We start from the raw sequence: 14,277 nt of genomic DNA on the forward strand, positions 1-14,277 counted from the left end.
ACCGTAATTCTGCTCACAGAGGCTAAAAGAGTTAGGAATGAGGAGTTAGAAGTTATGCTTTTTATTCCTAGCCCCTCACTTTCAACTCCTAAGTTGTTTAACTGGGGGTAGTGGTGTGGATGGCAAGGCGTCTAGCGATCGCGTGGGAATAGCGATCGCTCATATCTTCGATCCTAACTTTGATTAAAGCTTGGTTATTAGTAGTGAAAACCCCCAAACCTTTCTCATAATTACCAACCGTACCCAGTTTTTGCCACTCTTGACCCAGATGTTCCTGTAAATATGATTCCCAAATTTCTTGTTGTTCTGATGCTACAGAAACTAAAATCCTCGCACCACCTTCGGCAAACAACACCTCATCCAACCGGTTTAACTGCGTTGGTGCTATTTCTAAATTGATTTCGGCACCAAGATTGCCAGAAATGCAACATTCTGCTATTGCGATCGCCAATCCCCCTTCAGCAGAATCATGGGCGGAACGTACCCAACCATTACGAATTCCTTCACGACAAACTTTCTGGACGCGGCGTTCTAAGTCAAAATCTACCCGTGGCGGTTTTCCGGCAACAGTACCGTGGATAGTAGCTAAATATTCCGATGCTCCTAAACTGATTTTGGATGCCAGAGGCAATCCGAGAAGATAAATTATATCACCGACTGCTTGCCAACCTTGACCACAAATTTTGGTGATATCAGAAATCAAGCCCACCATACCTACTACTGGGGTGGGATAAATTGGTTGGGGGATGCCTTGAGAATCGAGGGTTTCGTTATATAAAGAGACATTACCGCCTGTAACGGGTGTTGCCAATTCTCGACAACCTTCTGCTAAACCGCGACAAGCTTCTGCTAATTGCCAGTAACCAATCGGTTTTTCTGGAGAGCCAAAATTTAGGTTATCCGTCACCGCCAGAGGTTCTGCACCCACACAACTAAGATTGCGTGCAGCTTCTGCCACCACTGCCTTAGCTCCCTCGTAAGGGTCAAGATAAACATAACGAGGATTACAATCTACCGTCGCCGCCACTCCTGATTTTAGATTTTGGATTTGGGATTTTAGATTGGGGATTTGTTCTAGGGGGCGCAAACGGATAACAGCCGCATCTGCACCACCTGGTAATATTACTGTATTATTTTGTACTTGATGGTCATACTGACGATATACCCAGTTTTTAGATGCGATCGTGGGTGTATCGAGCAAAGTTAACACAATATCATTCCAACTTCGCACGCCTTCTGGGAGTTCTATTCCAGCAGTTGTACAAGGAGGTAATGAATCAGGTGTCCATTCCCAAGCTTGTCTAGCATATTCTGGAGGTTCTGTCAACAATTCCCGTTTATATAGTGGGGTATTTTCCGCCAAAGCCTCAGCCGGAATTTCTGCTGCGACTTCACCCTGAAAGAGAATCCGCACGATGGGTTCAGCGATGACAGTACCAGCGACAACGGCTTGAAGCCCCCAACGGTGGAAAATGTCGATTAACTCTTGCTCACGCCCCTTGTGGGCAACGAACAGCATTCGTTCTTGAGATTCCGAAAGTAGATATTCATAGGGAACCATCCCCGTTTCTCTGACAGGAATCTTATCTAAATCGAGTTCAATTCCCACACCGCCTTTTGCCGCCATCTCTGAAGTAGAACAGGTGATACCAGCTGCACCCATATCTTGGGCGGCGACAACTGCACCTGTCTTAAACGCTTCCAGACAAGCTTCAATTAACGACTTTTCTAAAAATGGATCGCCCACTTGTACAGCAGGGCGGTTATCAATTGACTGATCGCTCAATTCTGCACTAGCAAAACTTGCGCCTCCCATACCATCGCGCCCAGTGGTGGAACCAACATAAAGCACAGGGTTGCCTAAGCCAGAGGCTCCAGATTTGACGATTTCGGATGTTTCCATCAACCCCAGCGCCATAACATTCACCAGAGGATTACCAGAATAAGCAGGGTCAAAGTAAACTTCGCCGCCAACGGTGGGTACCCCAACGCAATTACCATAATGTGAAATTCCCGCCACTACGCCTTGAAACAGCCTTTGAGTTTTGGCATCTTCTAAGGAACCGAAGCGGAGTGAGTTTAATAGAGCAATGGGACGCGCACCCATTGTAAAAATATCTCTGAGAATACCGCCAACTCCCGTTGCTGCACCTTGAAATGGTTCTACAGCTGATGGGTGGTTGTGGGATTCAATCTTAAAAGCTAGTTGCAGTCCGTCGCCCAAATCTACAACACCAGCATTTTCACCAGGCCCCACGAGAATGCGGAGTCCCTCAGTGGGAAATTGTTTGAGTAGAGGTCGAGAATTTTTGTAACAACAATGCTCTGACCACATTACCCCAAACATTCCCAGTTCAGCTTTGTTGGGATGACGCCCTAACCGACGGACAATTTCTTCATATTCTTCTGGCTTTAAACCTTCTGCGGCGATTTCTTCGGCGGAAAAGGCTGGTTTTGAGGTTGCAGTCATGAAAATGCACTCTGGGGGACAGAGCATTATTCTATCGATTTACTTGCCTTGCAGATGCAGTTCTAGGAATGCAGCTAAACCTTATCTAAGTTGAGAACCGTAGTTTTCACCCTCTCCCTAAATCCCTCTCCCAAATTTGGGAGAGGGAGTTTGAAATTCTGGCTCCCCGAATCCCAGATTTAGGATTCGGGGTTGGGGATGAGGGCAAATCCTTTTCATCATGAAGAACTATAGGTTTCAAGATAGACGTGGTTTAAATAAATATCTTAAACGTCTAAAAATAGATTATATAAAATCCTGCAAGGCTGGTATTATGCTGTTATTTCTGTACTGTTATTTGCGAAGTAAGAAAATTTTCTTTTCTTGTAACGTGCATAAAACCAACCGTAATAATCTAATTGAGAGGATTTTGATTATGTCTAGACTTACCGTTCCACCTAATTTCATCGGCACCCCCAATGCCGATACTTTAATCGGAAAAGAATTAAATGCATCATCGGCAATTGGTATTGATATTTTAACTGGAGGTTCCATTCGTACACTCTCAGGAAAAGACGCGATCGCCGGCACCGCTACTGGCAGCAGTGACAGCGGCGGCAATGGTGTTACTGGGACAGGCATCGCTAACAGTGGCAGTATTAATGCAGGAGATGGAGACGACGCGATCGCCGGCACAGGAGAGGGCGGTACAGGTGGTGCTGTGAGTGAGCAGGCCGGCAATGGTGGTACTGGAATCGGTATCGCTAACAGTAGCAGTATTAATGCAGGAGATGGAGACGACGCGATCGCCGGCACAGGGAAGGGCGGCGCAGGTGGTTATAGTTACGAGGGCGGCTACGGTGGTTCTGGGACAGGTATCACTAACAATAAGGAACTGGATACCGGAGTCGGAGATGACACGATGACTGGCACAGGTACTGGCGGCGACGGCGGCGACGCCGGTAGTGACGACGGCGGCGGCAGTGGCAGTACTGGAATCGGCATCGCTAACAGTGGCAGTATTAATACAGGAGATGGAAAAGACACGATCGCTGGCACAGGGAAGGGCGGCAACGGCGGTGGCTCTTATGGGGGTGCCGCTGGCGGGACAGGTATCACTAACAGTAAGCAACTGGATACCGGAGCCGGAGAAGACACGATCACTGGCATCGGTATCGGCGGTATCGCCGTCTTCGGCGCTACTGGAATCGGCATCGCTAACAGTGGCAGTATTAATACAGGGGACGGAAACGACGCGATCGCTGGTACAGGTACTGGCGGCATCGGCGTCGGCGGTCCCTACGGCGGCGGCGGTGGCAGTACTGGAATCGGCATCGCTAACAGTGGCAGTATTAATACAGGAGATGGAAATGACACTATCACTGGCACAGGTACTGCTGGCAAAGCTCCTGACAATATCGACGTAGGCGACGGCTCCAACCTTACTGGAACTGGTATTACTAACAGTAAGCAACTGGATACCGGAGACGGAGAAGACACGATCATCGGCATCGGTAATAATGCCAACGACACCATGATTTATCGCGGTACTGCAATCGGCATCCAAAACACTAAAGCCGCCACCATTAATACAGGGTTAGGCAATGACACAATTACGGGTTATGGCAAAAGTTTAGGAAAAAATGCCACCACCTATGGCATTTTCAACGATGGAGTCATTGATCAGGGCAATGGTTCTGATAAGCTTACTGGACAGGCTACAGCAACAAGTGGTGGTACTGCCTATGGCATCTATGGAAAAGGAATTATCAACACTGGCGATGGGAATGACTCTCTTATCGCCACCAGTATTCTAGATGGTGTTCAACAAAAAGTTACCATCGGTGGCGGGATCAAGATTGATCTGGGTACTGGGGATGACTACTTCAAAGGATTTGGGCAAGCGAGTGTTGATGGTGGTAAAGGTTTTGACACCCTGGATTTGGGCGCTTTCAAACGCTCCCAAGTGATTGTATCTGGTGTGATTTCTGGTAATACCCTTGAAAGTGCCAACCTCACTTTCAACAACAATGGAAACTCCATTAGCCTGTCTACCACTGGCTTTGAGAAATTTATCTTTGCAGATAGCTCTTTCTGCTACAGCACTTTGCCAAACGGGGCATGAGGAGTGTTAATTCCTCTATCTCGTGTTTTAACCTTTGAGGCTCCAGCTTTGACGATTTTTGGGAAGCTGGTTTTGAGCTTGCAGTCATGAAAATGCACTCTGGGGGAGAGAGCATTATTCTATCGATTTACTTGCCTTGCAGATGCAGTTCTAGGAATGCAGGTAATTCTTCTTTGGATATTTCTTTCTGGACAACTTGAATAACCAAGTTGTAAGCTTGCTCTTGCGATAAGTTCAAACTGTAACCGTTTAAGGTTAGGACTTACGCTTTCAAGGCAGTGAAAGCCTTGATTTTCCGTAGGGGCAATTCATGAATTGCCCTACATTTCGTACTAAATGCGTAAGTCCTAAAGGTTATGAAGGTATCCATAACCGCAAATGCGGTGCGCTTGTTGCCATCAATAAACGGATGGTTCATTTGAGTGTCTAATTGGTGTTGTTTGCTTTGAAGCTGAAAAAGCATTTAGCAGCGTATATATTATTAATCAAAATTTACGGATATTTACTGATGCTCAGAAATTATTCGGGTATATGCAGTTTAGATGTAACAATCAAGTGACGAGAATCACACATATCTATGATTAGGATCGTCACTTTGCGATCGCTAATTAGGCATAATTAATGACAACTGAACTCTAGCCGAGTCATTAATAGGGAACACACTTAATTGCCGACAGCCTTAATCAAGGACTGTCGGTTTTTTATGTCTGTATGTCCTTCTTTGAGAAATGCCCATAGTTATACTTAAATAAATTTCCCCACAACTGGCTAGTAACTTGACAGAGAGTTTGCCACAGCCACTACCAAGTGTGGGGAAGGTTACGATCAAATTGGGTATCTTATGCCTATCGAGCGCTAATATATCGCACTCACTCTAGTAGACCAGAAGTTTACTCCTAAAACCAGCACACACTTTGTATTAAGACATCGCTTGAATGATGTAATCAAAGTAGGGTGCTGCTTCAGCAGCATCTTCTGCACTCAGTAAGCTAAGGGAGGCTGTTTTGAGGGAATTGATCGCTTCTACCATTCCAGGTACAGGAACGCCCAATGAGTTGTACATTTCCCGCACACCAATCAAACCAATTTTTTCAATTGGCTCTTTGTCGCCGGCAAGCACACCATAAGTAATTAGACGCAAATACCAACCAAAATCGCGGATACATAGAGAGCGTTGGCGTTCTCCGTAAGCATTACCTCCGGGGGAAATAAAGTCAGGACGCTTCTGCCAAAGTTGTTTGGTTGCTTCTTGAACTATCTTTTTTTCGTTTTCGGCTAAGGTAGCCGCAATCCGCGTCCGTTGTACGCCGGTTTCCAAAAAGTCTTTGATGTTTTTGAGTTCGCCACTGCTGGGATAACGCAGTTCGTCGTCGGCTTTGAGAATAACTTGGCTAATTACAGTCATGATTATTGAAATCATCTGAATATTATCTGTTAGTTTAGCGAGTTGGAGGTACACAAGTGAAGGGATCGGAGCTAGTTATGTATTGAATTTATCTGTTTGGGGAGTGAGGGAGTGAGGGAGAAGATTAATAACCAATGAATAATGACTAATGACCAATGACTAAAATAATTTGGCAACAGGGTGAATTAATTGAAGTAACGATCGCTAATCTGAGTGATACAGGCGATGGTGTGGGACGCGCTGATGAGCGTGTAGTGTTTGTCCCAGATACAGTACCAGGCGATCGCGCTATTGTCCGCTTGGTACATGTTAAATCAAAATACGCCCACGGGAAGCTCCAGGAGCTATTGGAACCATCTCCTGAGCGCATCCGACCTAGTTGTATTGTGGCGGATAAGTGCGGTGGTTGCCAGTGGCAGCATATTAATTATGATTACCAGCTAGTAGCCAAGCAAAATCAAGTTATCCAAGCAATGGAGCGCATTGGCGGTTTTGTCCAACCACCGATAGATGCGGTACTCCCCGCAGCTTCTGCTTTTGGCTACCGTAATAAATCTACATATCCTCTGGGTATATCGGCAACAGGACAGGTACAAGCTGGTTACTACCAAAAAGGTAGTCATCAATTAATTAATTTAAATCAATGTCCAGTCCAAGACGCGCGATTAAATCCCTTACTTGCCGAAGTTAAGCAGGATATTCAACAACAAGGTTGGCGAATCTATGACGAACAGCGCCACCTTGGACAAATTCGCCATCTCGGTTTACGCATTGGCCGACACACTGGAGAAATGTTGCTAACTTTGGTGGTGAAGGACTGGAATTTATCAAGAATTGAAACCCAAGCCCAAGAATGGTTAAAGCGTTATCCCCAGTTAGTCGGAGTGTCCCTCAACCGCAATAGCGATCGCACAAATGCTATCTTTGGATCAGAAACCCGTTGCATCGCTGGAGTCCCCCACCTGCGTGAAAAATTTGCTGGACTGGAATTTCAAGTGCGCCCAGATACATTTTTCCAAGTGTATACAGAAACCGCAGAAGCACTATTGCAGGTAATTCAATCAGAACTCAATCTTCAAGGGCATGAGTTGCTAGTTGATGCCTATTGTGGTATAGGGACTTTAACTTTACCTCTGGCGAAAAAAGTACGGATTGCTACAGGATTAGAAGTGCAACCAGCAGCAGTGGAACAAGCTATTTTGAATGCCCACCGCAACGGAATTGATAATGTGACATTCCTTGTCGGGGCAGTAGAGAAATTGCTCCCCAAAATGGGAACAATACCAGAAGTAGTAATACTCGATCCGCCACGTAAGGGGTGCGATCGCGCAGTCATCGAGACTTTACGGCAATTGAAACCATCTCGGATAGTTTACGTCAGCTGTAAAGTAGCCACCCTCGCCCGCGACCTGAAATTGCTTTGTCAAGATGGGCAATATACTATCACACGAGTACAACCTGCTGATTTTTTTCCTCAAACTGCTCATGTTGAAGCTGCCGCCTTTCTTGTGCGATCAGATTTGCACAAGGATAGTAATTCCTTTACAAAAACTGAAGTTTGAAAATTTTAGTCTAGTGCATACTAAAGATGCTAAAATTGAATTAAGGCAAAAATAAAAATTCATTTTGTTTCAATAAATTCAAGCTGCATAGGTTCTTAAAAATATGAATTGGATTGTGTAAATGAAAAATCGGCAATTAACTAGAGTATGCCAATACTCTCTGAAATTAGTAGCATCTTTTTAAGTTGCTGAATCCATTATCAAAATTATTCCAGCCGTTGTCTATCCAAACAATTCCAACTCATACTATAAAGCCAATGCTCCCTAGCATTTTCAAAATTTAGTTTTAAAGACGCAAGTTTGAAGGCAGCATGACCACCTCAATTTTATCAGGGTGCCTGTAATAGCAAACTGATGTCTAGCTAACTGAAAGCTATGGGGTTTTTCTTGTGATTACAATTTCACTCCGTCCAGTTGCACGTTATTGGGGCACTATTAGTTTTGCCTCAACCCTCTACCTTTGTCCAATATTAGATTTACTCTTGGCAGAAATTCCAGCAAAATTACAAGCGGAATTGCGGCTAGGACTTCAAGAAGCCCTAGTAAACGCAGCTAAACATGGCAATAATCTCGATCCAAGTAAAACAGTTCTAGTGCGTTTTTCTTTAATAGATAATCAATATTGGTGGATAATATCAGACCAGGGTAGCGGCTTTACTCCTTCATCTAGTAATGAAGAAGAACCAACAGACTATCTGCCACCAGATGAGTCAGAAAGTGGTAGGGGTTTATGTCTTCTGCATCAAATTTTTGATCAGGTAGAGTGGAACCGCAAAGGCACAGAATTGAGACTTTGTAAACAAATGGAAAATCGTCCTCGTTTATCTCTGCGACGGTAGTGGAGTTAGGAGTTAGGAGTTTGGAGTTAGGAGTTAGGAGTTTGGAGTTTGGAGTTAGAAGTTTGGAGTTTGGAGTTTGGAGTTAGGAGTTAGGAGTTTGGAGTTAGGAGTTTGGAGTTAGGAGTTAGGAGTTTGGAGTTAAATAACATACAATTTATGTCCCTGGCTTACCTCACCCTCAATCCCTCTCCTTATAAAGGAGAGGGAAGCTGGATACAGGATGAAGTTTTGCATTTTATTTAATCGACGGTCCTTAGGAGTTAAGAATTTAAAACTTTTAACTCCTCACTCCTAACTTTTAACTAGTTCCGTGGGTTTAAGTCCCCCGCTTCAATAAAAAAGCAAGTTTTGTAATGGGGATTTAACCCCATTACAAAACTTAATTACGAATTACGAATTACGAATTACGAATTACGAATTACGAATTATTTTAACTTTTTCCGTGAGTTGGACAGGGAGGAGCAGAAATGGAGCGATCTAACCAACCAATTGCCTGTTCTAATCTAGCTTGAGCTTCTTGTGGCTGATTCTTTAAAAGATACACAATAGCTGCTGCCACTTGTTCATTAGCGCGAGAATTGCGGTTAGACTTGAGGCGATGCCAATCGTTAGGGGAAATGCTCAGTCTTTCCATGAGAGCTTGAGCTAGTTCCAGAGTACTAAGTTCATTCAGTTGACTGGTTTTCGGCAGCTGGGTAGATTGGGACATAACTATTGGCACATTTGCATTTACTTCTACTTTACTACTTGTAAATGAAGCCGCCAAAACAATCACAGCAGCCAGCAGAAAATCCCGAACCAGATTTTGAACAAGAACTAGAGGAAGTAGAGCGATCGCTGCTATCCTTAAAAGAACGTTACGATCAAGTGCAACGCGATCGCCAACAACAGGCACAATGGCAACAGCGCCGCGATCAACTAAAGCACAATAAATCTCAGACACCACAAATAAAAGCAGAGTTACGGCAAATTCAACAGCAGTTAGAAATGCTAGAACTAAACTTAGAAAGCCAGTTATTTTCTTGGCGTAGCCTCAAAAAACCTTTCTGGCAAGTCGTCCGCTTTGGTGGAATGGGCGTTATCATAGGCTGGATATTAAAGTCTTATGCTGGATAATTACAATTTTGGATTTTAGACTTTCCTGCGGAACGCTACGCGAACGGCTACGCTCAGTCGAACGATTTTGGATTTTGGATTGGGTTAACTGGTTAATATTCTTTAATATTTGTACTTTTTACGTTGACGAAATACAAGTTGTAAAATATGGTAAATCGACGGATTGCAGAAATATTGCGAAGTGGTCAACCTGATGAGTCCCTCCAAGTTCAAGGCTGGGTGCGGACAAAACGCGAGTCCAAAGGGTTTGCTTTTATTGAAGTCAATGACGGCTCATCACTAGCTAATTTGCAAGTCGTCATTAATCAGGATTTGCCAGATTATGAAGCTATATTGAAAAAATTGAATACGGGTGCTGCTGTCGAAGCTACAGGGGTACTAGTGGCTTCTCTGGGTAAAGGACAGCGAATTGAGTTGAAAGCCGAGACAGTGAAAGTTTACGGCGAAGCTGATCCCGATACATATCCCCTGCAAAAGAAACGCCATTCCTTTGAGTTTCTGCGAACCATTGGACATTTGCGATCGCGTACCAATTCTTTTGGTGCAGTTTTCCGCGTCAGAAATGCTTGTTCGACAGCAATTCACCAATTCTTCCACGAAAGAGGCTTTTTGTGGGTACACACACCGATCATCACTGCTAGCGATTGCGAAGGCGCGGGTGAACTGTTTAGCGTTACCAGTTTGGATTTAAAAAATATTCCCCGCACAGAAAATCAAGCAGTAGATTACACTCAAGACTTTTTTGCTAAACCCACATATTTAACAGTTAGCGGCCAGTTGGAAGCAGAAGTGATGGCGATGGCGTTTAGTAACGTCTACACCTTTGGCCCTACCTTCCGTGCAGAAAATTCTAACACCTCGCGCCACCTAGCAGAATTTTGGATGGTTGAGCCAGAAATGGCTTTTTGTGATTTAGAAGGTGATATGGATTTAGCTGAGGCGTTTCTCAAACACATTTTTAAATATGTGTTGGAAACTTGCGCAGAAGATATGGAATTTTTCAATGAACGCATTGATAAATCTGTATTGGCGACAGCCGAGAATATTATTAATAATCAGTTTGAACGGTTAACTTATACAGAAGCGATCGCACTTTTAGAAAAAGCTGATGTTAAATTTGAATATCCAGTGAGTTGGGGTTTAGATTTACAATCAGAACACGAACGGTATCTAGCTGAACAATTATTTAAAAAGCCTGCGATCGTTACAGATTATCCAGCGCAAATCAAAGCATTTTATATGCGTTTAAACGACGATGAGAAAACCGTCCGCGCAATGGATATTCTTGCACCGAAAATTGGTGAAATTGTCGGCGGTTCCCAGCGCGAAGAACGTTTGGAAGTATTAGAACGCCGTATATTAGCGCAAGGATTAAACCCAGAAGATTTGTGGTGGTATCTTGATTTGCGTCGTTACGGTACTGTTCCACACGCTGGTTTTGGGTTAGGTTTTGAACGACTCGTACAATTCATGACGGGTATGGGAAATATCCGCGATGTGATTCCGTTCCCGCGTACACCACAAAGTGCTGAGTTTTAGTTTAAATTTTAGACCTGTTATCGTGTCTACACAAACCAATTCCGTCTGCGCGGATTAATAAAAACTTTGAAACCCGCAAATGCGGGTTTTATTCGTAATTAAAATTAAGATTTTTGAATCTCCTCTTGTAAAACTTGAATTTGCTCAATAGGTAATTCAGTAACTTGAGCAATTTGTTCTAAACTCATTCCAATTCGCAACAAATTTAAAGCCAATTTTCTTGTTGTTTCTGCTTTGCCTTTGGCTTCACCTTCTGCTTTACCTTTGGCTTCGCCTTCTTCTAGGATTTCTTGATAAATGACTGATTCGCGCATAATCTCACTCCTGAAAATCTTCTTAATTACATCCTTATCTAATACCAGACCTGCTAAAATGCCACTGGCAGCAGCTATATTTCTTTGTAGCTGGCGATCACTAATTGCTTCAACTGCTTTGGCTACTTGGGTTAATACCATTGTAGGATCGTTTGTCTGACTTAGCACGGCAAAGGGTAATAGACCTGGGATACTCATAAATCTGTCTGTAGGTTGTTCCCACAGCCGTATTACTTCAAACTGATGGTAAGTGTTGTTTAATCTAAAAGTGTTTTCACTGACTAATTGTGAACTTGTCTTTCTCAAATAGATTACTATTTGGCGCATTTCTTTGTTAGGAAAGCGGCGATAAACCCTAACCCGATAATCTAACATCCGAAAGGGGATATCTTCATCAGCATCAGTTTGAAATTCGGTATGTAGAACTAAATCATCAGATTGCAATAAAATTAATGAATCGGCGCGAATTGGTTCGGTTGATAATTCAGTAGGGCTAAGTTCTGTTAATTTAATCGGTGAACCTAGTAACCAAGTTGCTAAATCATCTTTGAAGTTTTCGGCAATGAATTTACAAATATTGTCATACATAAAAGCTGTTAAAATCTGTTCTTGTGACCCTGATATCCTGAAAATATATTAGTTAATCCTCCATAAGATTTTTATTGGATCAACTACCATTTATTTATAAATAATGTGTTCTCACTTCGGACATTATTTACAGGTCGCTACAGGTATTTAAGGGACTCTGGCACTCCCCAAATTTTAATTGTTTTATCAATGCTATAACTAGCAATGAAGTTACGATCGCTACTCATGGCAACATAAGCAATTGGCGCTGTGTGTCCTTGCAATGTACATAATTTTCTGTTCATCGCTAAATCCCAAACAACTATTTCGTAATTGTCTGTACAGGAGATTAAGACTCTACTATCTGAACTTATAAGGCAGGGAGCAACACCCGAAGATGTATAGAGAATGCGATCGCCGATCAATTCCCAGACACACACCTTCTTTTCCCGGATTCCGCAAGCCAAAATTTGCCCATCAAAGCGCTTTGCAAGTCCATTTACTGTCATAGCAGGTAGATTATCCAATGTTTGAATAAGTTCTCCTGTTTCGGTATTCCAGAGTTGTAGCCTATTGTGCAATCTCTGCTTGAAATATGCAACCAATAATTTTTCATCAGGAGTGAAGAGAAGGGGTGATATATAGTTACCCAAAGGCAAATTACCAAGAGGTACTAAAGCCCAATCCTGAAATCGATGATGGAAGCGACGAGTATAGGTTTCATAATCCCAAATCTCTAGCTCTCCTGTTTTGCCCACAGTGTAGCCAGTGGCAAGCAATGGCTGCCTAGTTGAGCAGACAGCCAAGCAATGGGGAGCGGTTTGAACAGCATTCATAAGGTAATCGGGATAAGTGCCAATTGGCTCTTGTGTTTCTGTATCTAATGGCCAGAGAAAGTGCTGAAAGCTAATGATACACACTTTGCCGCTTTTGCCTAAACCAAATTCGTGAGCCATCGCCAGATCAAAGTTTTTCTTGCTTTGACCTGTTTCCAAATTCCAAATATTAACGAAAGATTGCTTATAAGACAGATCCCAATAGCAAATAAGGGTGTTATTGTAGTCTGCGATCGCAAAATAATATGGATGATGTTGGTCAGGTTTGTAGCAATCGAGATTAAATTCCGTCAAGGTATGCAGGCATTGCATTTTTGCAAAGGGCAGATAATTGAATATGGCTTGTTCAGCAGTAGCTTCGCTGCTGTATGACAATAACAGCAAAGCTGATTCCCGCACTTCTCTGACGCCATCGCTCAATGCCTGGATTACTAAATCAATTCCTTTGTGCCCATATTGAAATGCTTCTAAAAGAGCATCCACTTTTTCTTTTGTAGAAGCACCGCGCAAACGATATCTAATGCCCTCTAATCCCTCTAGTGCTGCACTAGAAGAAGAAACTAGGTCGTGTTCTCTCATCACGTTACTGTTATCTGTGGGCTTTTCAGAAATCATCTCGCAAACACTACAAGCTAAATAATCTCTAGATTTTTCATAGCAAATAGAAAAAAATCAATCTATCACAATAATATTTTATTAATTTATAACCTAGTGGCTTTGGGGTTATTCTCAGTCAGCACTTTTAAAACTTTAATTTTCCCACACTCGTCAATTTCAAAAGTCTTACCAAAGCCACCTTGTCCTAGTTGTTTGAGTACCCGATAGCGTCCTTGCAAGTTCCCTAAAATTTTGATAAAGTAACATATATAGCAGTTATCATTTCAGTATTAAACCTCATACACAATAAATTAGGGTTACAACAATTGTTGTAACCCTACAGATTGGCTATATTCGATTTGATCGAAAACCGCTATAAAACGACAATTAAGCTCATAATTACCGAATTATGAGCAATTATTCACATTTACTACATCTATATTAATGGTTTGCTAAGGCAAATACTTTCTTGCTTGCCTGCGTGGGATAAGTGAGGCTAGTGTTAAAAGAATTGTGCAAACTAAAACCCTCATCCCAGAAGTCGAGTAGGAAGCTAGAATGGCAATTCCAAATAAACAAGTAAAATCTAATACTGATATTTTAGATAATAGACGCACCCAAACTCGTATCCAAGTTCGCATTCCTAAAGAATTGCATGAGGAACCAGTCATTTAACGACTGGTTTCTCACTATGGGGTCATAGTCATTATTGCTGATGCTCAGGTAGGCGCAAACGTGCCACAATATAGCTGCTTCGATCTGGAACTGCGAGGTACTGTTTCTCAGATTGAAAGCGCCCTCACCTACCTGGATGAACTGGATTTAGAAGTTTTGCACCAATCTAGCCCTGAAGAAGATGGGTGGTAAATCTTAGTTAGGAGTTAGGAGTTAGGAGTTAGGAGTTGAAAAATCATAATTTATAACTCCT

The 14,277-nt window shown here is 42.8% G+C and carries 13 protein-coding genes; 6 read left to right on the plus strand and 7 right to left on the minus strand.

From position 1 onward, the window contains the following. Positions 1-97: 97 nt before the first annotated feature. Positions 98-2,470: a phosphoribosylformylglycinamidine synthase subunit PurL gene (gene purL / locus V7K73_RS02205; protein WP_334876719.1), complete on the minus strand. Its 2,373-nt coding sequence runs from the start codon at positions 2,468-2,470 to the stop codon at positions 98-100. 415 nt (positions 2,471-2,885) lie between these two features. Here purL and V7K73_RS02210 point away from each other — a divergent pair, with 415 nt between their 5' ends. After that, positions 2,886-4,574: a beta strand repeat-containing protein gene (locus V7K73_RS02210; protein ID WP_334876721.1), complete on the plus strand. Its 1,689-nt coding sequence runs from the start codon at positions 2,886-2,888 to the stop codon at positions 4,572-4,574. Positions 4,575-4,836: 262 nt separating this feature from the next. On the opposite strand, the gene V7K73_RS02215 is transcribed toward V7K73_RS02210, so the two are convergent. Together V7K73_RS02215 and V7K73_RS02220 are read right to left on the minus strand one after the other, a co-directional pair. Continuing rightward, complete coding sequence (locus V7K73_RS02215; RefSeq protein WP_334876723.1) at positions 4,837-5,037, minus strand: Fic family protein; 201 nt, start codon at positions 5,035-5,037, stop codon at positions 4,837-4,839. A 456-nt stretch (positions 5,038-5,493) separates the two neighbouring features. Then, positions 5,494-5,979: an allophycocyanin subunit alpha-B gene (locus V7K73_RS02220; RefSeq protein WP_109007747.1), complete on the minus strand. Its 486-nt coding sequence runs from the start codon at positions 5,977-5,979 to the stop codon at positions 5,494-5,496. A 155-nt stretch (positions 5,980-6,134) separates the two neighbouring features. On the opposite strand from V7K73_RS02220, the gene rlmD reads away from it, so the two are divergent. Then, positions 6,135-7,541: a 23S rRNA (uracil(1939)-C(5))-methyltransferase RlmD gene (rlmD, locus tag V7K73_RS02225; RefSeq protein WP_334876725.1), complete on the plus strand. Its 1,407-nt coding sequence runs from the start codon at positions 6,135-6,137 to the stop codon at positions 7,539-7,541. Between the two features lie 389 nt (positions 7,542-7,930). Next, complete coding sequence (locus V7K73_RS02230) at positions 7,931-8,380, plus strand: ATP-binding protein (protein WP_334876727.1); 450 nt, start codon at positions 7,931-7,933, stop codon at positions 8,378-8,380. Between the two features lie 430 nt (positions 8,381-8,810). Here the strand turns inward: V7K73_RS02230 and V7K73_RS02235 are convergent, their stop codons facing one another. Continuing rightward, entirely contained in the window at positions 8,811-9,089 is a 279-nt protein-coding gene (locus tag V7K73_RS02235) for a DUF6439 family protein (protein WP_094328229.1), read from the minus strand. Between the two features lie 44 nt (positions 9,090-9,133). On the opposite strand from V7K73_RS02235, the gene V7K73_RS02240 reads away from it, so the two are divergent. Next, entirely contained in the window at positions 9,134-9,496 is a 363-nt protein-coding gene (locus V7K73_RS02240) for a hypothetical protein (protein WP_334876729.1), read from the plus strand. A 147-nt stretch (positions 9,497-9,643) separates the two neighbouring features. Next, positions 9,644-11,035: an asparagine--tRNA ligase gene (asnS, locus tag V7K73_RS02245; protein WP_334876731.1), complete on the plus strand. Its 1,392-nt coding sequence runs from the start codon at positions 9,644-9,646 to the stop codon at positions 11,033-11,035. Between the two features lie 104 nt (positions 11,036-11,139). Here the strand turns inward: asnS and V7K73_RS02250 are convergent, their stop codons facing one another. The 3 genes from V7K73_RS02250 to V7K73_RS02260 form a co-directional block, all read right to left on the minus strand. Further along, entirely contained in the window at positions 11,140-11,937 is a 798-nt protein-coding gene (locus V7K73_RS02250) for an Rpn family recombination-promoting nuclease/putative transposase (protein ID WP_334876733.1), read from the minus strand. Positions 11,938-12,074: 137 nt separating this feature from the next. After that, complete coding sequence (locus tag V7K73_RS02255) at positions 12,075-13,367, minus strand: WD40 repeat domain-containing protein (RefSeq protein WP_334876735.1); 1,293 nt, start codon at positions 13,365-13,367, stop codon at positions 12,075-12,077. An 86-nt stretch (positions 13,368-13,453) separates the two neighbouring features. Next, on the minus strand, positions 13,454-13,588 hold the full coding sequence (locus V7K73_RS02260; RefSeq protein WP_334876737.1) for a hypothetical protein: 135 nt from the start codon (positions 13,586-13,588) through the stop codon (positions 13,454-13,456). A gap of 439 nt (positions 13,589-14,027) precedes the next feature. On the opposite strand from V7K73_RS02260, the gene V7K73_RS02265 reads away from it, so the two are divergent. Further along, entirely contained in the window at positions 14,028-14,216 is a 189-nt protein-coding gene (locus tag V7K73_RS02265) for an NIL domain-containing protein (RefSeq protein ID WP_334876898.1), read from the plus strand. The last annotated feature ends 61 nt before the right edge of the window (positions 14,217-14,277 follow it).

Source organism: Nostoc sp. (assembly GCF_036916975.1).
In the GTDB taxonomy this organism is placed as follows: domain Bacteria; phylum Cyanobacteriota; class Cyanobacteriia; order Cyanobacteriales; family Nostocaceae; genus Nostoc.